The organism is Schaedlerella arabinosiphila, assembly GCF_003885045.1.
Lineage (GTDB): Bacteria > Bacillota > Clostridia > Lachnospirales > Lachnospiraceae > Schaedlerella > Schaedlerella arabinosiphila.
Window position 1 is genome coordinate 4,960,960 of the sequence record NZ_RHJS01000002.1, and the last position, 24,393, is coordinate 4,985,352.

Sequence of the window (24,393 nt, forward strand, 5' to 3'; positions counted from 1 at the left end):
AAAAAAATGGAGAAAAGAAGAGATTTAAAAGGAAGGATATTAAACAACGGAGAGAGCCAGAGAAAAGATGGAAGATACGCATTTAAATATATGGATGCATTTGGAAAAGTACAGTTTGCTTATTCCTGGAAATTGACCGCTACAGACAGAGTACCTAAAGGAAAAAGGGATTGTATATCACTCCGTGAGAAAGAAAACGAAATACAAAAAGACCTTTCAGACGGAATTGATACGATCGGCAAAAAAATGACTCTTTGCGAACTCTACAAAAAGCAGAACGCAAGCCGGGCAAATGTTAAAAAAAGTACCCTGCTAGGCCGCCAGAGGCTTATGAGAGCCTTAGAACAGGATATACTGGGATTACGTAGTATAGACAGTATAAAACCCTCTGACGCTAAAGAATGGGCTGTCCGCATGAAAGCAAAAGGATATGCTTATAAAACTATCAATAATTACAAACGTTCTTTAAAAGCGGCTTTTTATATCGCTATTCAAGATGATTATGTACGTAAAAATCCTTTTGACTACAAAATGAGTGATGTTATTGCAGATGACAGCAAGCCACGGGAAGCATTGACAGAGGACGAAGAAAAGAAACTTCTTGCATTTGCTAAAACGGATATGATTTATAAAAAGTATTATGATGTGATTGTGATATTGCTAAATACAGGGCTTAGAATTTCCGAACTGTGCGGATTGACTGTAAAAGATTTAGACTTTGAGAAAAGGTTAATCCATGTAAATCATCAACTATTGAAAGACAGTGAACACGGTTATTACATAGATACCCCAAAGACTAAAAGCGGTGTCCGCCAAGTCCCCATGAATCAAACAGCTTATGAAGCATTTAAACACGTATTAAAGCAATGTGAAGGTATACAATCGGATATCATAGACGGCTACAGCGATTTCTTATTTCTCACGCAAGAAGGACATCCAGTAATAGCTCAATACTATTCAGCAACTTTTCGGAATCTTGTAACAAAGTATAATAAAACACATGAGGACGAACTGCCGTATTTTTCACCGCATGTATTAAGACACACCTTTTGCACAAGATTAGCCGGAAAAAACATGAATCCGAAAAGCCTGCAATACATCATGGGACATAGCAGTATAGAAATCACGCTTAATCTGTACGCACATGTTACCATAGACGGAATACAGGCTGAAATGGAACGGTTAGCGGAATAAGAATTTACTACTTTTTTACTACGTTTGAAGTGTTCTCTATAATAGAGATATAAGAAGATACGTGAAGTATCTACCAATAGCGAAATATCCACGAAGCCCTGATTTACAGGGTTCCGTGGAGATATAAGAAGATATGAGAAGATATAAGAAGTTATAAGAAAATCTGTATTAAGTTTCATCTAAATCTGAAACATGGATTTCCTATTCTTTTACCTATCTTTATTATTTCAACGCCTAAGAGGGCAGAAAGGAGAAATTTTATGTCAGCAATCATTCATCTCATGGGAAGGGTCACCAGAGATCCCGTCATGCAGCAGGGGAGGAACAACGGAACGGAGTATATTTCTTTAGACCTTGCCACCTCACAAAGAAGCCAGAACGCACAGAATAACCCGGAAAATCCATATGAATCTGTTTTCTATCAGTGCTATCTGAACAAGCATCTGGCAGAACGGCTTTCGAAGGCGGGAGTCAAGAAAGGAACCTGTCTATATATCTATGGAGAGCTTGAACTCCATCCCTTTGTTTACAGTCAGGGACAGAGAGCGGGCCAGGCCGGTTCCGGTGCCAGGATCAATGTACGGGACTGGCAGTTCTGTCTTTCCAACAAGCCAGAAGGAGATGCAGGCGGAAATCAGGCAGGCACACCGCCGTACAATGGAGGCGCAGCTACGCCGGGAGCCGGAGGATATCAAACTTCAGGTCCGCAAAACGGCGGTTATCAGAATCCTGCCGGTGCTGCACAGGGAGGCGTGTATCCTGCCAATGGAAATGCTACCGGAAACGGGAACTATCCAGGTGGCAGTAATCCATCCGGTGGAGGCAGCTATCCCAATGGAGGCAATGGCAATGCAAACGGGAACGGTAATTATTCCAATGCAGGGAATGGCAATGCAGGCGCCAGCTATCCCAATGGAGGCAGCAACATGGGCAACGGCCCGCAACCTGCGAACGGAGGAGCCCCGCAAGGCGGTTCTTACCAGGCAAATGCCCCTGCACAGAATAGTGCGGCTGGAAACCAGATGTACCAGCAGCAGAGAGGGAATGCCCAGTACGGCCAGACACCGCCGCAGGGCGGCTTTGCCGGGGACGGGTTTACCAATATCCCGGAAGGTATGGCCTCACAGCTTCCCTTCACTGCATAACTTCAGAATCACCCGGTTACGGAGCCTGCCAACGATAACTTCAGAATCACCCGGTTACGGAGCCTGCCAACGGCAACCGCTCCTGCAGATCACTTCAGGAAAGGAATTGCGTGTTTACGTTTGAACACAGCAGTTCCTTTTTTTCAAAACAATTCGAACTGCAAAATATTTTTATGAAAGGAATCCACAATGAAAACAAGAAAAGAAGAACACAGAAGTATCAAGATGATAAAAGCAGCGGCACTCGTTTTGTTTCTGGCGCTGCTCTTTACTCCGGAACAAATGAACCGGTCTGTCATTGCCGGCATCGCGATCACCGGGATTGTAGGAAGCTTTCTCTTCCTCCTGATCCCCATGATGCTGCATATCTCAGTCCCGTTTTCTTTAAAAAATACTCACACGCACAAGCGTAAGAAACAAAAGAAGGAAGCCCCTTTCTTTGACATGGAGACGCTGCTGATCCGGCAGATCAGTTACCAGGTTACGGATAAGATCAGGGCGGCTTACCCGGAAGCATCTTGGGAATATACCAGACCCATTAAAGCCGAGTCCCTGCTGAATTGCAACCTTATCCGCATCCGGACCTTCCATACGGGAGATTACAACTTTGCGGATGTTTCCCTCGACCAGTTCGGGCATCTGAAGCTCTTCATGATGACCATTACGGATTTCACGCCCCTTCCGGGACAGAAGAATCCAGATGGCGCTAAGACTGATCATCCTGAAAATCCGGCAGAACCTCCCATCCATGTGGATCCGGAATCCTGGTATTCCCTCATTGGGAAGCCGTTACTGACGGAGTTGATCGGAGACCTGCAGGCAAGGGGACACCAGAAGCTTTTTATCAATGAAGCCGGGGAAATATTTATTTATGCGAACAATACCCCGGAAATAAAAGATACCTTCCAGCATTTCCCGCCCAGAGATTACTGGGTAGCCCTCATGGACATCTTTACCCGTGATGAGCTGAAAGCAGTGGAAACCAATGACACCCTGGAAGTATCCTGGGCATAGAAGGGAGAGAATGATTATGGCAAATGGAAATTTATTACCCAACTGGTCCTTTAAGCGAAAGCTGCCGGAACCGTTCGAGGATTATACCGATGACCCGGTATTTAAAAATGTTTATTCCAAGCATTGCATACAGCCCCAGAAGCGTTCCACGCTCCATGCGGCGACGCTTCGGGCAATCCTGGCATATCTGGAACTGGAATCGCCAACAAGCGGAAAACCGCCGGAGGAACTTGGTGCAATCGGAAGCCAGGGAAATAATTTTACGATTGCGGAATATCCGAGCAAGACCGGAGAACTCCATGTAGTAGCCTACAACCGGATAAACGGCAAGTTTACGGCAGGCTGTTACCAAACACCTCCGGATCCGGAAAGCAATCCGGAAAAATATATGCTGAAAGAGGATGAGAAAAGCGGCGCTGCCCTGATCTTTGCGCTCATCCCAACTGCTATGGCAGATGACGAATTCAATGAGCATTACCAGAAGCTGAGGGAAGACCGGGATAACGGCTATCCAAACATGGACGATACGGTAGAGACTGCGGCAATCCTATGCGATAACCTTTACCGGCGCGTCCGTTACGGAACCTCTCTTCCGACCGGCGGAATCCCAAACGATACGCCGGGCAACGGTTCCATTTCCCAGCTGAAAGCATTTACGGTACAGAAAGGCACTCATTCCCCAACGGATGTCATTCTTGGGACTTTCCAGGTTCTAAAGCCTGGCACTTCTACCCGGAAAGTAATGGCAAGCGTTTCAAAAAAAGATTTCGTAGGCAAATACATCCTGTCCGAATCCCGGACACTGACTCCCCAGGAAGAACTCACCGTGCCGCAGCTCCCTGACTGGTACATCATACCGGCAGAGATTAAACGGATCTGCGAACACGCCAAAATAACCACAAATACCGTGTCACCCATGCGGAACTTCTTATTAAGAGGGCCTGCAGGGACGGGAAAGACCGAAGGTGCCAAAGCAATCGCTTCCGGCCTTCATCTCCCATACCGGTGCATTACCTGTTCTGCAAATACCGAGATCTTCGATTTGCTCGGACAGATCCTGCCCGATGTAGACGGGAAGCTTTCCGCCCTCCAGAGCGAATATCCCACCTTCCAGGACATCATGATGGACCCGGCAACGGCTTACCAGAAGCTGACCGGTACTTACGATGAAACGGTGGATGAGGATGCGGTCTACCAAAAGCTGGTGGATACTATTTTCGATGAGATGCACGACCACTACGCAAAGCAGGATTCCCACCAGAAGTTTAAATATGTGGACACTCCGCTGGTAGGAGCGATCCGTTACGGCTATCTTGTGGAATTACAGGAGCCTACGGTCATTGCCAATCCCGGCGTGCTGGTAGGCTTAAACTCCCTGCTGGACCGCTGTAACAGCGTGTTCCTGCCAAACGTGGAAGTCATTGACCGCCACCCGGATACCACGATTGTCGTGACTACCAACAATGATTATGCGGGCTGTAAGCAGATGAACCAGTCTGTCATCTCCAGGATGAACCTTGTGATCGACCTGGATGAGCCGGATGAGGATACCTTAGTCAAGCGTGTCCTTGGAATTACTGGCTGTACAGATAAAAAGACCGTAACCACCATGGCAAAGATCGTCAAAGCCGTATCCGAATACTGCCGCGAGAACCTGATCACAGACGGATGCTGCGGAGTCCGGGAGCTGATCTCCTGGGTGCAGTCCTTCATGGTCTGCGGGGATATCCGGGAAGCCGCCCGCTACACGGTCCTCTCCTCTGTTTCGGCAGACGCGGAGAGCAGGCAGGAAGTGGAGAACGGCTGTCTCGATTCCATCCTTTCGGCGTAAAGGGGGCTTTTTATGAGGGATTATCAGATCACAGAGGAAGAAATGCGGGGAGTTTTGGCCGCCAATCTTTCTTATCTCAGGAAATCCAAACGGTGGAGGCTCTCCCAGAAAACGCTGGCAAAAATTTTGCACGTACCGAGGAAAGCCATCATGAATTACGAATCCGGCAAAGTCCTTCCGCCGACCTATATCACTTACCGTATGGCGCTGTATTTTTGCTGTACCATGGAAGAACTTCTAACGGAGAAGGTATTTTAAGCGCAACAGCCGTATAGCTCTTTTAAATATGCGCTGTATGGAGCCTTTGCGTTTACAAATAAAAAAATGAAAAGAAAGGATGAATGAATTTTGAACAGCAACCAGAAAAAACTACAGCAGTTGATCAAGGATCAGACCCTTACCCTGACGGATGAGGAACTGTTCCTGTCCTCTGCCTACCAGAAATACCTGTCCTCTATGGCGAAAGCGGCTACCGGCCGCTACCGCCAGGGACTGCAGACGCTAATGGAGTGGGACGCTTCCGATGGCGCCGGACTTGCTTACACGGATAACTATAAGATCCACATCAATGCCGGCAACTCCATTACCCAGAGCTTCCCGTCCCGGATGCTGCGCTCTGAGAGCCTTGTGGGGATGAACGGTCATGAAACGGCTCATCTCTTATTTACAGACTTTACAACCCTTGGGTTATATCTGCGCAGCATGGAGAATGGTTCCTTCTATCCGGAAGAACCGTCTTTCGATGACCAGTACCAGGAAAGCTGTGAGGAAATGCTGGAAGCCGTGCATGAAAGAGACAAGGCTGTATGCCTGACGCTTTCTGAGTGCGCCTCCCATATCAGCAATATTTTAGAAGACATTTACATCGAAGCCCGCATGTGTGACGCCTATCCCGGCTTTTTTAAGCAGGGGATTGAGCTGAACTGCCTGCGGATGAATGAGCTGATGCCGTCCCTTCAGAGCCAGATTGACAATGGCTTCTCGGATTTTGCTATTGTGGCAAACCTTCTCCTGCAATACTGCAGGGCAGGTACGGTTAATAATCTCCACGGTTACACCGGTCCCTATCTGGATTACCTGGAGGACTGCGTACCATATGTGGAGGAATCTATCTACTCGGATGACGTGAAAGACCGGCTCCATGCCTCCAACCATATCCTTGGGATTCTCTGGGAGTATATCAAACCAATGGTGGAGGACACCAGGGACAGGCTTAAAGTTGCTTCGGAGGAAGATGCGAAAAACCTGTTAAATGAGATTCTGGGCGATCAGATCCAGGGCGTCGCCCCTCTGCCCTCCGGCAAAAACGGGGCAATGCCAAAGCAGGCGGAAGCCGGAAAGAAAGCACAAAGCGCCAATCCACCTCTGCAGTTTTCTCCACAGGCACGCCAAAATATCATGTCCGGTGTGCAGGATGTGGTGACGGAAGAAGGCGACCGGATCCAGCTTGCAAAGACTTCCACAATCTTAGAAGGAAACAATCCGGGCATCACTTATAATCACCAGTATCTAGGTTCCGGTTATGAGAAATCCGCCAGTGACCTTTTCCGTATCCTGAACAGTGTGGCAACGGAAAAAGCGGAGGAACAATACCAGCAGGAAATGACGGAAGAACTGCAGAAAGCGGCCAATGATATCCATTACGGCAACGCCCATACAGGGATCCATGTGACGGTAAACCGGATGTGCAGTGTATCGGATGATCTGGTAAAAGCATATCAGTCTGTCGCACCGCCTCTTCTCCGGGCTTCCAAGAGACTGCAGAAGACCATCGCCCCGCTCCTGAAGGAAGAAAGCGAAGGCGGTAAGATAAAAAACCTGCAATTTGGAAAACGCCTGGATACAAGGGCGCTGCACCATGAGGACGGTACATTTTTTATAAGGACAAGGCTCCCTTCGGAAGAGCAAAAGCTGGCGGTAGGACTCCTGATCGATGAAAGCGGCTCCATGAGCAGCTCCGACCGGATCACTTACGCAAGGATGACAGCGATTGTACTCTACGATTTCTGCCAGAGCCTGCAGATCCCGGTCACCATCTACGGACATACCACACCGGACTGTGAAGCCGGGGTTGCGTTATATTCCTATGCGGAATTTGATTCCATTGATACTTCAGACCGCTACCGGCTGATGGACATGAGCGCCAGAAACGGCAACCGAGACGGCGCCGCTTTGCGATATGTTGCAGAGCATCTGAGCAAACGTCCGGAAAACCAGAAGCTGCTCATCATCATTTCCGATGGACAGCCAGCGGATTACGGGTACATCGGCACGGAAGCGGAGGCAGACCTGCGCGGGATCAAGAAGGAATATTCCAAGAAGGGAATCATCCTCTTTGCGGCTGCTATCGGCTCAGACAAGGAGAACATCAAACGGATCTATCAGGAAGGATTCCTGGATATCACAAAGCTCGAAGAACTGCCGAAGAACATGGCGCTTCTTGTAAAGCAGTATTTGAAATAATGACACGTTGAAATTCGTATTGTGCCGTATATTACCTGATGAGATGGTTCCTACAGTACGATGCGAAACAGCTTAATAATATTTAGAAAGAAGGGACATTGATTCATGAATCAGAATTATCAGACGAGGATCTCCCCTCAGATCTGCAAAGTACAGACCGACCGAAAGCTGATCGCCGTCTATGACCAGTTGAAATACGCTGCGCTGACACACTATGCACAGCTCCACGCGAAAGGCGAGTATAAGGAAAATGACCATAAGGCAAATTCCCTGATCAAGCTCACCATCCAGGACTATTCCAACGGCACCGGCGATAAGAATATAATCGCCCAGTTCAACCTGGCTCCCGAACAGATCCAGTTTATTTTAACCCGGATCACTGCAGGGTTCCAAGAATTTGAATGGTCCCAGAGCAAGATCTACGGCGCGCCTGATGCACAGGGGTATTCTACGGCACAGCAGTTTTCCATCTCACGCCATACTAATGATTCCAGCGGACGGCCGATGAAGAGCCCGTGGCGGATCCAGATCGTAAATGGAAAAGGTGTGAAAGTCCAGAACCAGAAAGGCGGTTCCTATATGAAATCCGGAAGCTTTCTCTCGGAGAAAAATGCGTTTATCCAGCTGACGGATATGGACCTCTATACGCTCCTAAAGCGCACGGATTCCTATATCACCAACTGGGAAGCGTGTATGGCGCCGTCACTGATCGCAAACGGAAAGCAGGCGTATGAGAAACAACAGCAGGACTGGCAGTCACAGAATCAGGGGCAGGATCAAGGGTATGCTCAGAACGGGCAATATCAAGGGCAGGCTCAAGAATATTCCCAGAACAGTCAGTACCAAGATCAAACTCAGAATTATGCACAGAACGGACAGTATCAAAACCAGACTCCGTACTATATGCAAAATAATACACAGAATAACCAGTACCAAAATCAGGGGCAGGGAAACACCTATGCCGCTTAGATTTCAGGCACGATCATTTTTGGAAAAGGAAGCGGCCCTATGGCGGCTTCCTTTCCGTTAGAAAGAAGGTGAATCTATGAAATATTCCGATATCTGCACACTGGATGCACAAGGACGGATTGTAATCCCGACCAAGATGCGGAAGATTTTAAATCTTGTGAATCAGGATTCTCTGGAAGCGGAGCTTTCCGGCCAGGAGATCCATCTTAGGAAATGCGGGGAACTGCCAATAGATACACACAGGCTCGCATCCCTCCTTACCATCCTGTACAACAGCAGCCGGCACGCCGTTGCTCTCTGTTCCGATACACAGGTCGTTAGCGCGGTAGGAAGTTTTCTTCCAGACAGAACCCCTGTCTCCAGGGAACTCTCTGCCTGCATCCAGGCTGAAAAAGAATATCTCCCGGACATGAGCAGGCCAGTCTATCTTACCTCCTGTCCAGGCACACCAGTCGCTGCGCTTTTCCCTGTCCACTCCGAAAAACCTCTGGCATTAGCAGTGCTTTCTGCAAAGCCGCTTACCGAGGTAGAAATTGGATGTGCAAGATTAGTTGCAGCCACAATCGCACGTGAATTTGATTAACAAAAAATAATCTCATTTATTTAAAAGAAAGGATAAAAATACCATGAAAAAAATACATCTATTAAACCCGGAACAACAACAGTTTGCAGAGCAGAACCATCAGATCGTAGACCGTTTTCTCTCCAGGAAAAGGCTAGATGCAGAAGAGTTTTATGATGTCGTCATCTTTGGCTATCTGTTAGCCGTACAGGAATATCTGGAGAAACCCTGATTATCCGATTACGCCTTCAGTACCATCGCATGGCGGAACATGAATGACTGCCTCATCAATGAATATGCCTACTGGAACTGCGGGAAGCGGGCGGCTGTTACCGGTCCCTTAGAGGAGGAATACCTGTCCATTGACACGCTTCTCCCCAACCGGATGCAGCGGGCGGCAGAAACTATGGATAACCAGAAACTGCTGGTCAAGCTGCTTGCCTATATCACCCCGAAAGAACAGGAAGTGGTCCGCCTAAAAGCGGACGGCTACACCTATCAGGAGATTGCAGAGAAATGCAGCCTCACCGTATATGGCGTGGAAAGCCGTTTCAGCCGGATGCGCCGACGGTTACGAAGTCTTGCCCTGATGTAGAGGAGGATTCCTATGAACGATTTGCAAATACAACGGGCGGCAGAGCTTCTTCAAAATGAATTTGGCCCGGAATGGCAAACCATTGCCGGGATGCTCGGTACGGAAGGATTACGGAAGCGTGTAGGAAAGGAGCTGACTTCCTTTATGGCGTTTCCGGAGCGCGGAAATGGCGGAGACAGCCACTGGAGAGGGAACTGCTCTCCGGAAGTGGTTGCTTCCATCCTGCGCTATGTTCTGGACTGCAAGCGTTACTACGGCAAAGATATAAGCCAGTTTACCATGATGGACCCCATGAGCGGTTCCGGAACTTCCCAGACTGTAGCAGACCAGTTTCAAGTACGGTCATTGCTTTATGACCTGAACCCGTCTCCAGCTTGCGGATATGGCAACTGGAACGCATTAAGAAATGATGTAGAGGATTCGGCAGACCTGATCTTTTTCCATCCGCCGTACCACGACATCATCAAATACAGTGGAAATATGTGGGGAAGGCCCCACCCGGATGACCTGTCAAGATGCGAGAATTACCAGGACTTCCTGGAAAAATTAAATTACTGTATCCGGAAGTTCTTCTTCGCACTGCGCAAAGACGGCAGGCTCGCGGTACTGGTGGGGGATATCCGCAAAGACGGCCATTTCTACAGCATGCAGAACGACCTGATGCGCATGGGAGACTTTGAATCCTTTCTTGTGAAAGGCCAGTTCAACTGCGTATCAGATAACCGCAGGTACAAAAAACCGTTCATCCCGGTCGTCACGGAATATGTGCTGATACTAAAGAAAGCCGATTCCCTGACAGTCCCCTTTTCCTGCAGGCAGGAAGGCTGCCTGTCGGTAAGCAGGACGGACCTCCAGACGATCACCTGGCACCATCTGATCCGGATGACCATGGAAAGCATGGGAGGGACAGCGGCATTATCGGATCTATACGATCTTCTGCGGGGCCATCCCAAAGCACGGAAGAATCCGCACTATGAGGACCGGATCCGGGCAACCATCTACGAGCATCCGGATCAGTATCTCCGGACAGCCCAGGGATGCTACCGCTTAAATTATGCCGTGGCATAAAAGCATAAAACAAACAAAATCCAACATGGAACTGAAAACAAATCCACAATTTTAAGAAAGGAAGACATCTACTATGAAAAGACACCGAAAACAAGAACTGCAGAATACCAGGAAAGCAACCGTCACCATGACAGGCACCCCATCTCTGCCTCTCCGTGTCGGAGAAAACGCATGGATCCGTACCCGTCACCAGTTCTTTACGACTTCTATGATATTAAAGATCCTGGAGGTAGCAGAGGACGGCATAAAATTTGAGACCTGCAATACCATTTACAATCTCAGATATGAAACTGTTCCTGCCGAGAGCGGGGTGATATGCGCTTGACAAAGATCCATGAACTGGGAAGCAGCCTTCAAAAGCTGCTTTCCACCCTAAAGAAAAACCGTGAGATGATCCCCCTTGAAGTTCTGAGGTCCCATTACCGGCAGCCTTATTATGCCCTGATCCGGCAGATCAACGGCACTGCATCTGCATTTGTGAAGGCGGTCCTTACCGACCGGCTTATCATGAATCCGGATATTTCTATAGAAGAGCAGGCGGCGGTCATCAATCAGGTGATCGCAGATTCCGGCATGGAACAGCAGATGAGTTCCTGCATTTCCATGACCTACAGTGCGGATCAGCTTTATCAGATGGCGCTGGAACTCCGGCAGAAGATTGAATGTGCCTTATGGCCATATATCGACCTAAAAACCTGCCTGGTGTTTGACCTGGACAATCCGGATGCGGAACCTGTCACTTATAACACTTTGACCAGACAGATCTGCAGGAATGGGAGCTGGGAGAATCAGGAATTAGATCTTCAATGGAAATTTATCTTTTACCCAAATACAAGGATTTATCCAGACAATGAATTACCCAAAGAAGAAAAGGAGACAAATCACTATGACTACACAAATGGAACGGAAAACAACTGCACGCCTGTCAGATAAAGAAATGGAGAAAATCTACCGCATACGGCAGCGTTTTTACTGGGAAATGGATTTTATCAGCCGCTGCAGGGAACGTAAACTGGAAGAAATTGGCTTATGCAACCTTCCTTACCAAACGCTTCCGGAGGAGAAAAAGCTTCTTGACCTGGCCTATGAACTCTATAACAATATGGAAGACTCTAATACGACCTATAATGTGACACTTGATCTTGTCATTGATGAGATTGAACGCCGGATACAGGATAACCGGATTGTTACTGCTGCGGAACCTCCCGGAAATCCACGGGTTGTTATTATCATTGAGGACGGAATTGTCAGTACAGTGCTGGCATCGGATCCGGATATCCAGATTGACATTATTGAGCTGGACCGAAATTATGCGGATTCCGAGCTTCGTTCTTCTACTTATGATGCTGCCCTAAAAGAACCCGGCCTTCAAAACTGCAGTTACTCACTGCATGTGCCAGGTTATGAGCAGGAAATGGAAACAGAGGTGGATGAGTAATGGCAAATATCTGTTGTGATGACGTCTATTTCTATTCACAATCCAATCCGGAACATCTGGCTGCATTGTGGGAAGACCTGGAGACATCCATCGTTTTCTGCCGCAATGAAGATCTGGCAGGGATCAGGAACCTGTTTGAATTAAAGGGTATTCCCACAGAAAGTCTCTCCCTCCGGGGAACGGTCATCGCTATGGAACGGAATCCGGATAATATCCTTCTCAGTACTTCTGCCGCATGGTCTCCGCTTTATGGGGCATACCATGCGATTGCCGAAGCTTATCAGGTGGATTTTGTCATGCAGAGCATCGAGCCGGGTTGCAGGACCTATATCAATACCGATCATTCCGGCCAGTATTTCCCAGACCATTATGCAGTATCCATACAAGACGAAACTTTCCTGACACCAACAGGTATTCCGGTGAGTGAGAAACTGGAATATGGAGAACTGTTTACTACGGATGCCGCTCTGCTGGAACACTTTGCCGAGATGGGATATCCTGCAGATACACTGAAAATGCTGGAGACGCTTTTGGAAGATACGAGAATGGAGGTTCACTGCTTTGAAGATCCTTATTCCCTGAATGACTGACAGACGAGGAGGCATGATGTATGAAGCTATATGTATTATGCAGTTATGGAGATGGATTGAACGATCCCGATGTCTCCACAGATTATCAGGAACTCTATGAAAAGATGGAGAAAAGTTTCCGCATGACACGGGATCACGTTTCCCAGACAGAAGAAGAACAGGAGAATACCTATCTGAGCGGATACAGTGCCAGGGCTGTCATACAAGGTGACTGGATGGAATGGTCTATTACGGAGTTGGAACTTCCAATATCCAACCTGTGATAAATCAAAAAAACAAATATATACTGAGCCGCTTGATTTCAGGGCGGCTCATTTCTGTCAGCAAAGCCCGAAAAACCGTGATTTGCTTTTTCAATTGGATAGGCGCAAACTTTTTGCTATAATAAATTTACAATTATGGAGATAACCATATTTGAAATTCGCAAGGAGGTTCGCTCATGGTGGAAGGAAAGTATTTTTTTAATGGAAAAGATATTACTATGAATATGTTCATCCAGATTCGGGATGTGATTGATATTATTCAGGAAACAACCGGGTTAAATTTCCCGGATGCGACTTTGGCTTTTTATGAATCCCAAACATACAAAGCCCTTCAGAACACGGAGAACACCCTATGGGCAGAATCTGCCGGTTATATTGCAGACCGGTATTTTGAGGAATGTACAGAAACAAACTGTATTTAAGGAAATATTACGAGCCGCTCATATTGGGCGGCTCTTTTCAGCAACATACAAAAAGGTTTTTACCTGCAAAACTCATGCGCACGATGATCTCATTGCGGTATCTGTCTTATATGCCGCTGCACATCCCTTATGGCTAACAGTACCTGATATAATAGTCTTCCAGGGAAATATTACATTCTTCCCTTGCGGCTACAAACTGGTATTCTTTTATCAGTTTCTGTCTCTCTCCGGCATCCTTCTGGATCTTCATGAGGATAGAAGCAACCTCAAAATCCTCATAGATATGGCAAATTAATACATCCATCAACTCCCTCAATACCGGCAATCGTTCATACTCTGATTTTAAATCAATCCGTAGAATCCCCATCTGCTTTCCGTCAACCGCATACTTCAGAGATGGGCACACTTCCATCGTTCCAATCAGTAACCCGGTCTTCCTATCCAGAACACTCCACCTGACAAAATCTTTTGCCTCGTATCGGCTCAGCCAGTATTCCACACATCCCCGGAACTTATCCTTATCCGTATAATAAAAATCATCTCCACAGCAGTCCCCGTTAAAAAAGCGTGCTGCTTCCGGATCGGAATAACAGGAAAACAGCCCCTCTGCATCTTCTGCCTCCAGTTTTCTTATCTTGAAATGTCCGGTTTCATATTCTGGACATATAGTAAATACATCCATGTTCTGTCTCATCGTCTCCACCCTTTTTATCCTGCAGTAATTTGCCCATATATATCTGGCATTAGCTCCCATTATATAGAACATACATTCTTTTATCAAGTAGATATTTCCAATCCTCTTTTCCAAATTTTGGCAGCCTTTGTATATAGTATCCCCAATATTTAGTATTATATACACAGATAAATCAATATTTTGTATTTTGTTATTTGACACCATCAAGATATAGTGGTAATATGATATTGTAATTATTTTTTGTGTCAGTCCGAAAAGGATATCACACGCAGTTTAGGTTTGTATATGAAGTCAGGAGAATCACTATGCCCGGCATAGGATCTTCTGGCTTTTTTTGTTTGTAGAAGGGAAGATGTCTCTTTTGCATTTTGCAGGTTTTCTGCATTTAATGGGAGAATGGACGCTTATGGTGTACATTCTCTTTTTTTGCCTGAACGCAGACGGAAGGAGGATGAGTAAACAATCCCTTCGGATGACACCACAAGAAAAGGAGGTCTCACATGACATACGAAACATTTAGGAACGAGGTTTTACAGGGCTTACAGAGCCGGGAGATTGGCAATGTCAGTCTCAGCCTCACAAAGACACTGAAATCCAATGGGGAGATGAAGCACGGGGTTGTGTTCAAAAGCCCTTCCTCAAATACTTCTCCCACAATCTATCTGGAAGAATTCTATGAATTTTATCAGGCAACAAAGGACTTTGATACCGTGATTGACCGGCTTTCAGACCTGTACCGCTCTTTGCCGGTGATACAGGTAAATGAAACGGAACTCTATGATTTCTCTACTGCCAAAAGCAAGATCATTATGAAGCTGGTCAACACAGAGAAAAACCGTACATTCTTGGAAACAGTCCCGCATATCCCATTCCAGGACCTGTCTATCGTCTACTATTATCTCATCGGGAAATCGGACAGGATGCTCCTGGATATGCCAGTCCGGGATGGGCTGTTAAAGAAATGGGAGATTGATACTCTTAAGCTGCATCAGCAGGCGTTGGCAAATTATAACCGTTTGCTGCCAGTAAAATTCGGCAATTTGGATCAGTTTCTTCTGGACAGAGGTTTGCTGGAAAACGAGTATTATGCGGCTCTTTCTGCCAATGACTACACTAATTCCATGTATTTTTTAACAAATGACTTTTTCTCAAACGGCGCTGTCTTAATGACCTGCAAAAACCTGATGGATAAGATTGCAGATTTCTTTGAAGAGGACTTCTACATTATCCCAAGCAGTATCCATGAAGTGCTTTTGTTCCCAAAATCCAAGGCTCCTTCCAAAGAGAAGCTGGATCAGATGATACAGGAGGTTAACCGGGATTATCTGGACCCGGCAGAATATCTGTCTGACCACGCTTATTATTACAGCAGATCAGGTCAGGATTCAAATGGTTATGTCATTCAAAACCTGTTCCAGCGTCTGCCCGGAACTATTTCTTAGGAATACCCCAAAACAACAAAAAGAAAGGACGAATATCATGAACCAGATTCAGGAAATCACATCTCTGGTGCAGGAATTAAATGAGCACAGAAATGCTTATTATAACCTAAACGCACCAACGATCACGGACAAAGAATATGACCAGTTATTTGACAAGCTTCAGAAGCTGGAAGAGGAGACCGGATTCATCCTCTCCAATTCCCCGACTCAGACCGTGGGCTATTACCCGGTCAGCAGTCTTTCAAAAGTGCAGCATCCCATCCCTTTGCTTTCCTTAGATAAGACCAAGCAGGTGACGGAGATCACAGCGCTTCTTGCCAGGAACCCGGCATTACTGATGCTGAAGCTGGACGGACTTACGACCAAACTGGTGTATGAGGACGGGCATCTGATACAGGCTTCCACCCGTGGAAATGGAGAAGTCGGCGAAGAAATTACCCACAATCTCCCTGCCTATCAGAATGTCCCCTTATCAATCCCTTACCGGAAACGCCTGGTCATCACCGGGGAATCCTACATCCACATCAATGACTTTGAACGTCTCAAAGAAACACTCACAGACAGCAACGGAAAGAAATTCCGTAATGCGCGCAATCTTGTCTCAGGCACAGTACGGAGCCTGAATCCGGAAACCTGCGCAAAACGCTGCGTCTATTTCTCGCCATTCAATGTATTAGAAGGGCTGGATGAAAGTCCCTACAGCGACAGCAGGCAGATGCGGCTTTCGCTTTTAAAGGAGCTTGGCTTTGATACCTGCCCCTATATTTCTATAGAAGGGCCGGCGCCGACAGAAGAACTGGCTGCCACCAGTATCGACATGCTGGTAACCGAAGCTTCCAGGCGGCACATCCCGATTGACGGCATCGTTGCAGTCTTCGACAGCCTCAGTTACTCCAAAAGCTGCGGGAAGACAGGACACCATTACAAGGACGGGCTTGCTTACAAGTTTGAGGATGAGCAGTATGAGACCATTTTGCGAAACATTGAATGGACGCCTACCCGCTTCGGAGAGATTGCGCCGGTCGGTGTTTTTGACACGGTTGAGATCGACGGCTGTGAAGTATCACGGGCATCCCTGCATAACTTAAGCTTCATAAAGAATCTGGAGCTGGTTCCAGGGTGCAGGATCCTGATCTCCAAACGGAACATGATCATTCCCCACATCGAGGAAAATCTGGACCGGGGAAGATATCAGGATATGGTCCCGCCGCTCTGCCCGTGCTGCCAGTCGGCCACCTTGATTAAACGGCGGAAAACCAGCGACGGCAGAATCGTGGAGACTGTCCACTGCAACAATTCGGCATTTGACAGCCAGATCCTGCGGAAGTTTGAGCATTTCGTGGGGAAGAAGGCTATGGATATCGAAGGACTCTCTTCAGCTACGTTGGAGAAGTTCTTAGAGCTAGGCTATCTGGATTCCTTTCAGGATCTGTACCATCTGGATCTGTACCGCGAGGATATTCTTGCACTGGACGGATTTGGCGAGAAATCCTATGAACGCCTCTGGAGCGCCATTACCAGAAGCCGGGAGACAGACTTCGTGCATTTCCTGGTAGCAATGGACATCCCCATGGTGGGGCGTACCAAAAGCCGTATTTTAAATACCGTATTTTCCGGAAACCTTCATGACTTTGAAGCCGCTGCTGTCGGCAGTTATGACTTTACAGCGCTGGAGGACTTCGGGGAGATACTGAACCACAACATTCACACATGGTTTTCCAACGAAGAAAACTTGTGTTTATGGAAAGAATTACAGAAAGAACTTACATTCAAATCAAAGGAGGAACACATCATGAGAGAAGTAAAAGAAAATCCATTTATGGGACGAACAGTTGTTGCGACAGGAAAGCTTACGCATTTTACCCGCGACGGTATCAACACAAAGATCCTGGAGCTTGGAGGAAAACCCGGAAGCTCCGTAACGAAAAAAACCGATTACCTGATCTGCGGGGAGAAGGCAGGAAGCAAGCTGAAAAAGGCCCAGGAGCTGAACATTCCGGTTCTGACAGAAGAGCAGTTCCTGGAGATGATTGCGTAACCAGCACTTATCACATAATAAGGGAAACAGCCATGAAAGAAAAGATTTATGAACTATGCCCGCACTGCAATGCGGAGGTCTCGGTCTTATGGGATACAGCGTCACAAGGGTATCTGACAAACTGCCCTTCCTGCGGCAAGCGCTTACTGCTCTGCAGTGAATGTGTAAACCGTGACGGCTGTGACTATGATCAGGAATCCGGTCTGTGCAGACGGGTGGTAGAAGCCATGTGGAAGGAGCTTTCTGATATACCTTTGGAAGTCCCGGACGCCGGAGACGAATTCTTTGCAGAACCATTTACACTGCAGGGGATCTCATTTCCGGCCGGAATCACACGGACAGAACTCTGGCACTGGTTTGATGACCGCCATCCGAAAGGCGTGGCATATTTACTGTATGGATTACGAAAAGAATAAGCAAAGAGAATCATTAGATAAGAGAATGGGAAGGTATGGCTTGATGCCATACCTTTCTTTTCGGAAGGGAAAAATTATGAAATTTGCAGAGAAAATATTTGAGAGGGCAACGGTAAAAGGAATTGCAGATTACCTGTTATACGGCATGGTTCCAGACCGGGATGACCGTAGTTACGAGACACGTCTGGATAATGCGGATCTGACTTACGAGAAAGTTGCCAAACAATATGATGAGGATGGGGCTTCGATTCTGCTGTCTGCTGCAAATGAGCTGGCAAATGAACATGCCAGCGTGTACATGGAACTGGGGCTGCAGGCTGGAATCCTGTTAATCGCCGATCTGTTCCAAAATATCTGGCGGGAAAGAGACCAGGACGGATATCGTATGGCTTCGGATAACCATAGGACACAGGAAGAACAAAATCCAGATACCAAATCAGATGTAGATCTGAATGCCGAATCTACTGTAGATGCAGATACCGAATCTGACGCAGATGCAGATACCGATATGGCATCGGAGTTCCGGCACTCGGTCCTGCAGCAGATCATCCGAAACAGGCTGGATACCGCTTTGGAGAATACCCTTAGAAAAGACAGGAGATACCAGAATTCAAAGCAGAAAGCCAAAGAAAAGGCCGGCAGACTGTCAGAAGATATGTTCACGCCTGAACAATGGAATCTGATTGACGATGCCCTGGAAGAAAGCAATGCAAGCGGTTCCGAATATGGGCGGGTTGCTTATCAGCAGGGATTTTTTGATGCTTTAAGCTTTTTCAAAGACATTCATTCAATGAAGGGGAAATCTATATGAATACACCAGAAAATAAGAATAACACTTTAAAACTGAAACCGATTGGTACGGACTCGTGGTCACGTCCAGTCTATGAAGACCAGTATGGGCATTTATGGAAGGATATTACATTAGGCCGTAACAACCCAAAGCTATGTTCTGCACTATATAATGCATTTGACGGCGAGCCGGATCTGCCGATTCGGAGACCATTTATCATTTTATCCAATGAAAAACAGATTGACGAGGATAAAAGATTTCAATATCAAATGCTGGACAGATACAGATGCGATTGCGACTATTACCTTGGATACGGCAACCGGAATCCTGATGTCTTATCATCAAAAGATGAGCGTGAACACATAGAATCCATGAAAAAGATGTGGCTTAATTTCCCAGACGGAGAAAAACCCAAATGGCTAACATGGGATCAGATTCTTGAATATGAAAAAGCAATGTGTACTGGGGCTTAAAACAAGAGCCATTCCATCCGGAATGGCTCACTTTAATACCTGCATATAGGAAAGGAAAAATAATGTTATTAAAAATTTACAGAAGGGAGTAATACCTATCCGGTGAAACCGGTTGTATTCAGGTTGCTAAAGAAATACATAAAACCAGCCATAACAGCGTGAAAGCTCTGCAAGTAGCATGGGAGGACAGGCTGGTAGCCATTTGCCGCATGGTAAGTGGTTGGTATGAAAATATGTTGGTTCAGTTGTGGAATTTCAAGCTTTGTGGCGTGCTATCTGGCAAAGGATGTAGATGAGATCATTTATACCCATGTTGCCAACCAGCACGAGGACAGTCTGCGCTTTTTACATGACTGTGAAAAGCTGCTCGGACGGAAAATCCACATTCTGCAATCGGATAAATATGACAGCGTTGATGATGTCATAGAACGGACAAGATGCATCAATACCGCCTACGGCGCACCCTGTACAAAATGGCTGAAGAAACAGGTCCGCAGGGACTGGGAACAGAAGCATTATGAACATCACACTTATGTATGGGGATTTGATGTAAACGAAAAGGCAAGGGCGGAAAAACTCTCAGAGACCATGAGCGACTATGACCATGAGTTCCCGCTGATTGACAATTATCTTTCGAAAGAGGAGTGCCACGGCATTGCGGACAAACTGGGGTTAAAGCGGCCGGTTATGTATGACCTGGGCTATCCGAACAATAACTGTATCGGATGCGTCAAAGGCGGCATGGGCTACTGGAATAAGATCCGCGTTGATTTCCCGGAAGTCTTTGAACGGCGGGCAAAACAGGAACGGTTGATCGGACATAGCTGCATCAAAGGGATATTTTTAGATGAGCTGGAACCAGACCGTGGAAATATGAACATGGAGATCATGGAGGACTGCACCATCTCCTGCCAGTTATTAACAATGTAAGCAAAGAAACAATCTCACGAAAAATACGAAAGGAAAAACAAAATGAAAAAATCATTAATGGAAAACGTCACTCCCATTGCGTGGAATGAACGGATACACTTTGAATGTCACCATTGCGGCGCATGCTGCCGCAATGTAAAGGACAGCGTCCCGCTGGAGAGCCTGGATGTCTACCGGATCGCCAGGTTCCTGCAAAGCCAGGACAAATCTCTTGATTCCATAGAACATTTACTGTCCCTGTATGCAGAGCCGGTTCCGATTCATGAGTGTGGTTACTTTATCTACACACTAAAGACAGTCGGCTCAGACGATGCCTGCATTTTCCTAAAGGATAACCGATGTACGATCCAGGCCGCAAAACCGCGGGCCTGCCGTACTTATCCATTGGTAGCGGAGCCGGATGATTCTTCCTCTTTTCAGTACTATCTCAGTATGGAGAAGAGCCACCATTTTACAGGCAGGAAATTCAAAGCACGGGACTGGATGAACCAGTATTTTACACAGGAAGATCGGGCATATGTCAATGCAGACATTTCGGCAGTACCAGAGATTGCGCGGCTGCTCAGGCAGATACCAGAGACTCACAAGCACAGGGCATTGTTCTTTTTTCTGCAATATAAATACACAGACTTTGACCTGGATCAGCCGTTTCAGGAACAATACGAACGAAATAATAGAGAACTAATTGCTTCCTTAGAGGCAATGATTTCATAATCAAGGGAAAAGCTGTAGCTTCCTCTGGCTTCAGACATAAGAGAAATAGTTACCATGCTTGTAAAACTATTATAAATAGACTATAATAGATACACTGAGAGAAAGGGGACTCCAGATAATTGAAAGTACCATCGGATTGCGACTTATACAAAGGTTATGAATCCTAATGAATGGTTGTTGGAGGTATTATATTAATGATAGCAACAAGGTTAAATGTTACAAATACCACAGAATTACGAAAAAATGGAATAAATGCTTTAAAAACTGCATTAGGCGTTACTAGAACCCTCAAATTTTTAGAACAGTTTGATAACGGTGGTTCTGGAGACTGTACTGCCGAAAAATATGAACCCGAAGAAACCGAACCTTCCGATGCAGAAATAAGGAAAATGTTTGGATTTTAGTACCTTCTTCCTTTTTCGCACCATATACAATCAGTTCAATCCTAGAGCTTTCAAGTGATGTGCTCAATGAAATCGCACGAAAGTATGAAAACTTGCAGAAAGGGCGCAAGAGGTTCAGTGAACCTCTGCACTGCGCGGACCGAAGCGGAGCGTAGAAAAGGTGCTATGATGAGAGGATTATTGATTCAAACAGAAGCAAGAACTATTTTAAACCGGGGAATAAGTCAAGGCATTAGCCAGGGCATTAGTGAAACAAAAAAGAAACGGCACTTAGGATGCTGAAAGCGGGAAAGCTGACGGTCGAGGAGATTGCGGAATACTCTGCCCTTAGTGTGGCAGAAGTGGAACAGCTTGCGAATCTTCAGACAATATAAAACAGCGACAAGCAAATAAGGTTACGCAAATTTCTGTTTTGGCTATGTAACTCATTCTAACAAATATAGAAGACATTGAATCCTTCCAATAAAATACTGGGAATAAGCTTATGTTCCTGCCTGCTATATTGAAGGATGAAAGAGCAGTAGTGGGATAGCAGAGGGCAGTATTCATGGCGATATCCCAGAAGTGATTGAAAACTGCAGAAAACAATATAAAAAATGAAGGAGATACAATGAGAGGACCATTGATTCAAACAGAAGCAAGAGCTATTTTAAACCGAGGCATTAGTCACGGCATCAGTGAATGCAAAAAAGAAATAGCACTTAGGATGCTGAAAATGGGAAAGCTGACAGTTGAGGAGATTGCGGAATACTCAGCCCTTAGCGTGGCAGAAGTAGAGCAACTTGCGAATCCTCAGACAATATAAACAGCAGGGAAACAAAATAGACTGAATTTCTGTGCCATCTGGTGATAAGATTACCATAATCACCAGATGGTTTTTTCATGTCAGGAACAAGCTCTGCTGCTCATATTCCTGTTCCCGCCAAAGCTCTGGCGGAGTCTTATGAAGCGCATACTCCGTAAATTTGTCATCATAAACCCAGTCCTCCAATTCACCCTCATCCAAAACCAGCGGCATACGATTATGAACAGGACCTACAGAAGCGTTCGCCTCTGTCGTAAGAATAATAAAACGCGCCCCATCCTGAAACCGGTTATAGAATCCTGCCATAAATAAAACCGGCCTGTCTTCTCTGAAAAATATCACCTTATTCTTATCTGAATCCCACTCATAAAAATGCCTGGCCGGAATCACACAGCGCCTGTGCAATACGCTTTCACGAAATGTCCTCCGTTCCAGTGCCGTCTCTGCTCTGGCATTAATCAGCAGTCCTTTTTTCTGATACTGCAGGAATCCCCAGTGCATTTCATTCAGTTCCAATGCCGGTGAATTTTCCGCTGCAGAACCTGCCAATAACGGATTTTTCTGCCGGCTGTGGCAAGTCAGAATACCGGCAGGCTGGGAGGGGTAAATATCCCCTGTACGCATTTTCTGTATCCGCAGATCTACGCCGCGGATCACCCGTTCAATCTCTTTGGCTGTCCCCTCATCTACATAGAACCGTCCGCACATAATTTTCTCTCCTTTTCCTGTCGCAGCGTATCCATTCATCCAGCGTGAGTGGGGTATAGTCCGAATACATGCAGAAACAATTAATCATATTCGACGGAATTGCCCGTTTCTCCCCGTCCGGATTTTTACGGATACTGCCCCTTGTTATTTCCTGGAATTGTTCAATCAGCCGCTGGTCATAGGTATCATGCACATGGCCATAAAGCATATATACTTTAGGATTCCCATTTCCGTCCAGACGATACTGCCCGTTATAACATATGATAGGATAGTGGCAGAGAATGACCTTCCGTTTGTTATCCTGCAGTTCCTCATAAGGTTTGATCCACACAAAACGGCTGGCATTATAATCCTTATTCTTCAGGAACCGGTCATGGTTCCCCTGGATTAGGTAGAGACGTCCATTCAGCTTCCCTAGCAGTTCATTGGTTTCTTCCGCCTTTCCCCATGACAGGTCACCCAGAATCACCACCTCGTCATTCTTCCGTACCTTTTCATTCCATCTCTGCAACATATATGCATTCATTTCCTCCACATCCGCAAATCCACGGTAATCCATCTTTGTATTCAGGTTCCCATGGAAGAAATGTGGGTCTGCAATATAATATCTCAATCTATCTCACCTGCTTATCTTGTAATCCTAGCAATTTATTTTGATTGCTGGCTGTTTATCATTCGTAATTAATAATCATATTGTATGTAATCAGGCCAGGAAAATCAACTACAGATTATCCCAACTACAGAACCCGCCACTGGCAGCTTCCTACGTATGCTATGGCAAGTAAAAATCCCGGCAGAGTATTAACCCTGGCCGGAATTTTTCTTTTGCAAACCTACGCTCATAAAAAGCAACACAATCAAACGCATGCATTTTGTTCTGACGATGATATTTCCCTGCAATATGGCTTCAGAAGGATGTCTGCTTTTTCCAGAAAATCCTTTCTTCCCGTACTCTCCTGATAGACTTCCCACAATACTTTATGTAAGTTCTCCATCTGGATGCCGCCGCAGTGCCTCTCTAGCATCTTCAAAAAGGGAAGCGCCATAGTCTTGCGAAAGTCCTTTCCAAGCCGCAGGTTATCGCCTTCCAAACCATATACCTCCTGAATACACTCCAGCACAACGTCATAATCTGCCTCAAACCTCATAAGTACCTGATCCATTGACCTCTTCATCTCACAAATCCTGGCCATCTCTCTTACATCCGTACAATCAGTCCGTCAAGGCTCATTCGAGGCAGTCCAACCAGATACCATTCGTCACCCATCTCAATCCTGGTCGGAACCCAGGCATTGTCCACCTTCAGGTCAAAGCAGTCCCCACAGTGCAGCCCGCCGTAATACGAATCCAGACCGAACCGGATATCATACCGTCCGCTTTCTTTATCATAGAACAATGCTCCTTCTCTTTTTTCACTCATAACGC

Annotated in this window: 31 protein-coding genes; 26 read left to right on the forward strand and 5 right to left on the reverse strand. The window is 46.3% G+C overall.

The window, feature by feature from the left end; translation table 11 throughout:
• The first annotated feature begins 6 nt into the window (after positions 1-6).
• From EBB54_RS23460 to EBB54_RS23535, 17 genes are all read left to right on the forward strand, one after another.
• Complete coding sequence (locus EBB54_RS23460; RefSeq protein ID WP_125129208.1) at positions 7-1,194, forward strand: site-specific integrase; 1,188 nt, start codon at positions 7-9, stop codon at positions 1,192-1,194.
• Between the two features lie 260 nt (positions 1,195-1,454).
• Positions 1,455-2,339 carry a single-stranded DNA-binding protein gene (locus EBB54_RS30720; RefSeq protein WP_193554383.1) on the forward strand — a complete coding sequence of 295 codons (885 nt, stop codon included), beginning with the start codon at positions 1,455-1,457 and terminating at the stop codon, positions 2,337-2,339.
• A 189-nt stretch (positions 2,340-2,528) separates the two neighbouring features.
• Positions 2,529-3,353 (forward strand): hypothetical protein, encoded by an 825-nt coding sequence (locus EBB54_RS23470; RefSeq protein WP_125129209.1) that lies wholly within the window; start codon positions 2,529-2,531, stop codon positions 3,351-3,353.
• A gap of 16 nt (positions 3,354-3,369) precedes the next feature.
• On the forward strand, positions 3,370-5,184 hold the full coding sequence (locus tag EBB54_RS23475) for a P-loop NTPase family protein (RefSeq protein ID WP_125129210.1): 1,815 nt from the start codon (positions 3,370-3,372) through the stop codon (positions 5,182-5,184).
• Between the two features lie 12 nt (positions 5,185-5,196).
• Positions 5,197-5,442 (forward strand): helix-turn-helix transcriptional regulator, encoded by a 246-nt coding sequence (locus EBB54_RS23480; protein ID WP_125129211.1) that lies wholly within the window; start codon positions 5,197-5,199, stop codon positions 5,440-5,442.
• 90 nt (positions 5,443-5,532) lie between these two features.
• Positions 5,533-7,647 carry a vWA domain-containing protein gene (locus EBB54_RS23485; RefSeq protein WP_170178106.1) on the forward strand — a complete coding sequence of 705 codons (2,115 nt, stop codon included), beginning with the start codon at positions 5,533-5,535 and terminating at the stop codon, positions 7,645-7,647.
• A 105-nt stretch (positions 7,648-7,752) separates the two neighbouring features.
• Positions 7,753-8,616 carry a hypothetical protein gene (locus EBB54_RS23490; protein ID WP_243127786.1) on the forward strand — a complete coding sequence of 288 codons (864 nt, stop codon included), beginning with the start codon at positions 7,753-7,755 and terminating at the stop codon, positions 8,614-8,616.
• A gap of 76 nt (positions 8,617-8,692) precedes the next feature.
• A complete protein-coding gene (locus tag EBB54_RS23495) occupies positions 8,693-9,199 on the forward strand; it encodes an AbrB/MazE/SpoVT family DNA-binding domain-containing protein (RefSeq protein WP_125129212.1) in 507 nt (168 codons plus the stop codon).
• A gap of 43 nt (positions 9,200-9,242) precedes the next feature.
• Positions 9,243-9,410: a hypothetical protein gene (locus EBB54_RS31415; protein WP_243127787.1), complete on the forward strand. Its 168-nt coding sequence runs from the start codon at positions 9,243-9,245 to the stop codon at positions 9,408-9,410.
• 39 nt (positions 9,411-9,449) lie between these two features.
• A complete protein-coding gene (locus tag EBB54_RS31420) occupies positions 9,450-9,773 on the forward strand; it encodes a sigma factor-like helix-turn-helix DNA-binding protein (RefSeq protein WP_243127788.1) in 324 nt (107 codons plus the stop codon).
• 12 nt (positions 9,774-9,785) lie between these two features.
• Positions 9,786-10,841, forward strand: coding sequence for an SAM-dependent methyltransferase (locus tag EBB54_RS23505; protein ID WP_125129213.1), 1,056 nt, complete (start codon positions 9,786-9,788; stop codon positions 10,839-10,841).
• A 73-nt stretch (positions 10,842-10,914) separates the two neighbouring features.
• Positions 10,915-11,166 (forward strand): hypothetical protein, encoded by a 252-nt coding sequence (locus EBB54_RS23510; RefSeq protein ID WP_243127789.1) that lies wholly within the window; start codon positions 10,915-10,917, stop codon positions 11,164-11,166.
• Complete coding sequence (locus EBB54_RS23515; RefSeq protein WP_125129214.1) at positions 11,157-11,774, forward strand: hypothetical protein; 618 nt, start codon at positions 11,157-11,159, stop codon at positions 11,772-11,774. The genes EBB54_RS23510 and EBB54_RS23515 overlap by 10 nt, the downstream gene beginning before the upstream one ends.
• Complete coding sequence (locus EBB54_RS23520; RefSeq protein WP_125129215.1) at positions 11,728-12,279, forward strand: hypothetical protein; 552 nt, start codon at positions 11,728-11,730, stop codon at positions 12,277-12,279. The genes EBB54_RS23515 and EBB54_RS23520 overlap by 47 nt, the downstream gene beginning before the upstream one ends.
• Positions 12,279-12,869, forward strand: coding sequence for a hypothetical protein (locus tag EBB54_RS23525; RefSeq protein ID WP_125129216.1), 591 nt, complete (start codon positions 12,279-12,281; stop codon positions 12,867-12,869). Before EBB54_RS23520 ends, EBB54_RS23525 begins: the two co-directional genes overlap by 1 nt.
• A gap of 20 nt (positions 12,870-12,889) precedes the next feature.
• Positions 12,890-13,132 carry a hypothetical protein gene (locus EBB54_RS23530; RefSeq protein ID WP_125129217.1) on the forward strand — a complete coding sequence of 81 codons (243 nt, stop codon included), beginning with the start codon at positions 12,890-12,892 and terminating at the stop codon, positions 13,130-13,132.
• A gap of 176 nt (positions 13,133-13,308) precedes the next feature.
• A complete protein-coding gene (locus EBB54_RS23535; RefSeq protein WP_193554384.1) occupies positions 13,309-13,554 on the forward strand; it encodes a hypothetical protein in 246 nt (81 codons plus the stop codon).
• 133 nt (positions 13,555-13,687) lie between these two features.
• On the opposite strand, the gene EBB54_RS23540 is transcribed toward EBB54_RS23535, so the two are convergent.
• Positions 13,688-14,320 (reverse strand): GNAT family N-acetyltransferase, encoded by a 633-nt coding sequence (locus tag EBB54_RS23540; protein ID WP_243127790.1) that lies wholly within the window; start codon positions 14,318-14,320, stop codon positions 13,688-13,690.
• 428 nt (positions 14,321-14,748) lie between these two features.
• On the opposite strand from EBB54_RS23540, the gene EBB54_RS23545 reads away from it, so the two are divergent.
• The 9 genes from EBB54_RS23545 to EBB54_RS23585 all read left to right on the forward strand — a co-directional run bounded on the left by EBB54_RS23545 (position 14,749) and on the right by EBB54_RS23585 (position 22,260).
• Complete coding sequence (locus EBB54_RS23545) at positions 14,749-15,690, forward strand: DUF5688 family protein (RefSeq protein ID WP_125129218.1); 942 nt, start codon at positions 14,749-14,751, stop codon at positions 15,688-15,690.
• A 37-nt stretch (positions 15,691-15,727) separates the two neighbouring features.
• A complete protein-coding gene (ligA, locus tag EBB54_RS23550; protein ID WP_125129219.1) occupies positions 15,728-17,728 on the forward strand; it encodes an NAD-dependent DNA ligase LigA in 2,001 nt (666 codons plus the stop codon).
• A gap of 32 nt (positions 17,729-17,760) precedes the next feature.
• Entirely contained in the window at positions 17,761-18,144 is a 384-nt protein-coding gene (locus tag EBB54_RS23555; protein ID WP_125129220.1) for a hypothetical protein, read from the forward strand.
• A 76-nt stretch (positions 18,145-18,220) separates the two neighbouring features.
• Entirely contained in the window at positions 18,221-18,955 is a 735-nt protein-coding gene (locus tag EBB54_RS23560; protein ID WP_125129221.1) for a hypothetical protein, read from the forward strand.
• Positions 18,952-19,407, forward strand: a complete 456-nt coding sequence (locus EBB54_RS23565) for an LPD11 domain-containing protein (protein ID WP_125129222.1) — start codon at positions 18,952-18,954, stop codon at positions 19,405-19,407. Before EBB54_RS23560 ends, EBB54_RS23565 begins: the two co-directional genes overlap by 4 nt.
• A 225-nt stretch (positions 19,408-19,632) precedes the next feature.
• The gene (locus EBB54_RS23570; RefSeq protein ID WP_125129223.1) at positions 19,633-20,337 is read left to right on the forward strand and encodes a phosphoadenosine phosphosulfate reductase; all 705 of its coding nucleotides are present in this window, start codon (positions 19,633-19,635) and stop codon (positions 20,335-20,337) included.
• 42 nt (positions 20,338-20,379) lie between these two features.
• The gene (locus tag EBB54_RS23575; protein WP_125129224.1) at positions 20,380-21,051 is read left to right on the forward strand and encodes a YkgJ family cysteine cluster protein; all 672 of its coding nucleotides are present in this window, start codon (positions 20,380-20,382) and stop codon (positions 21,049-21,051) included.
• A gap of 194 nt (positions 21,052-21,245) precedes the next feature.
• Complete coding sequence (locus tag EBB54_RS23580) at positions 21,246-21,455, forward strand: hypothetical protein (RefSeq protein WP_125129225.1); 210 nt, start codon at positions 21,246-21,248, stop codon at positions 21,453-21,455.
• Positions 21,456-22,023: 568 nt separating this feature from the next.
• Positions 22,024-22,260 carry a hypothetical protein gene (locus EBB54_RS23585; protein WP_148099399.1) on the forward strand — a complete coding sequence of 79 codons (237 nt, stop codon included), beginning with the start codon at positions 22,024-22,026 and terminating at the stop codon, positions 22,258-22,260.
• 75 nt (positions 22,261-22,335) lie between these two features.
• Here EBB54_RS23585 and EBB54_RS23590 read toward each other — a convergent pair whose 3' ends face one another.
• From EBB54_RS23590 to EBB54_RS23605, 4 genes are all read right to left on the reverse strand, one after another.
• The gene (locus EBB54_RS23590) at positions 22,336-22,968 is read right to left on the reverse strand and encodes an SOS response-associated peptidase (protein ID WP_125129227.1); all 633 of its coding nucleotides are present in this window, start codon (positions 22,966-22,968) and stop codon (positions 22,336-22,338) included.
• Positions 22,943-23,581, reverse strand: a complete 639-nt coding sequence (locus EBB54_RS23595) for a metallophosphoesterase (RefSeq protein ID WP_125129228.1) — start codon at positions 23,579-23,581, stop codon at positions 22,943-22,945. The genes EBB54_RS23590 and EBB54_RS23595 overlap by 26 nt, the downstream gene beginning before the upstream one ends.
• 244 nt (positions 23,582-23,825) lie before the next feature.
• Positions 23,826-24,161 (reverse strand): hypothetical protein, encoded by a 336-nt coding sequence (locus EBB54_RS23600; RefSeq protein WP_125129229.1) that lies wholly within the window; start codon positions 24,159-24,161, stop codon positions 23,826-23,828.
• A 5-nt stretch (positions 24,162-24,166) separates the two neighbouring features.
• On the reverse strand, positions 24,167-24,388 hold the full coding sequence (locus EBB54_RS23605; protein ID WP_125129230.1) for a DUF5348 domain-containing protein: 222 nt from the start codon (positions 24,386-24,388) through the stop codon (positions 24,167-24,169).
• Between the last annotated feature and the right edge of the window lie 5 nt (positions 24,389-24,393).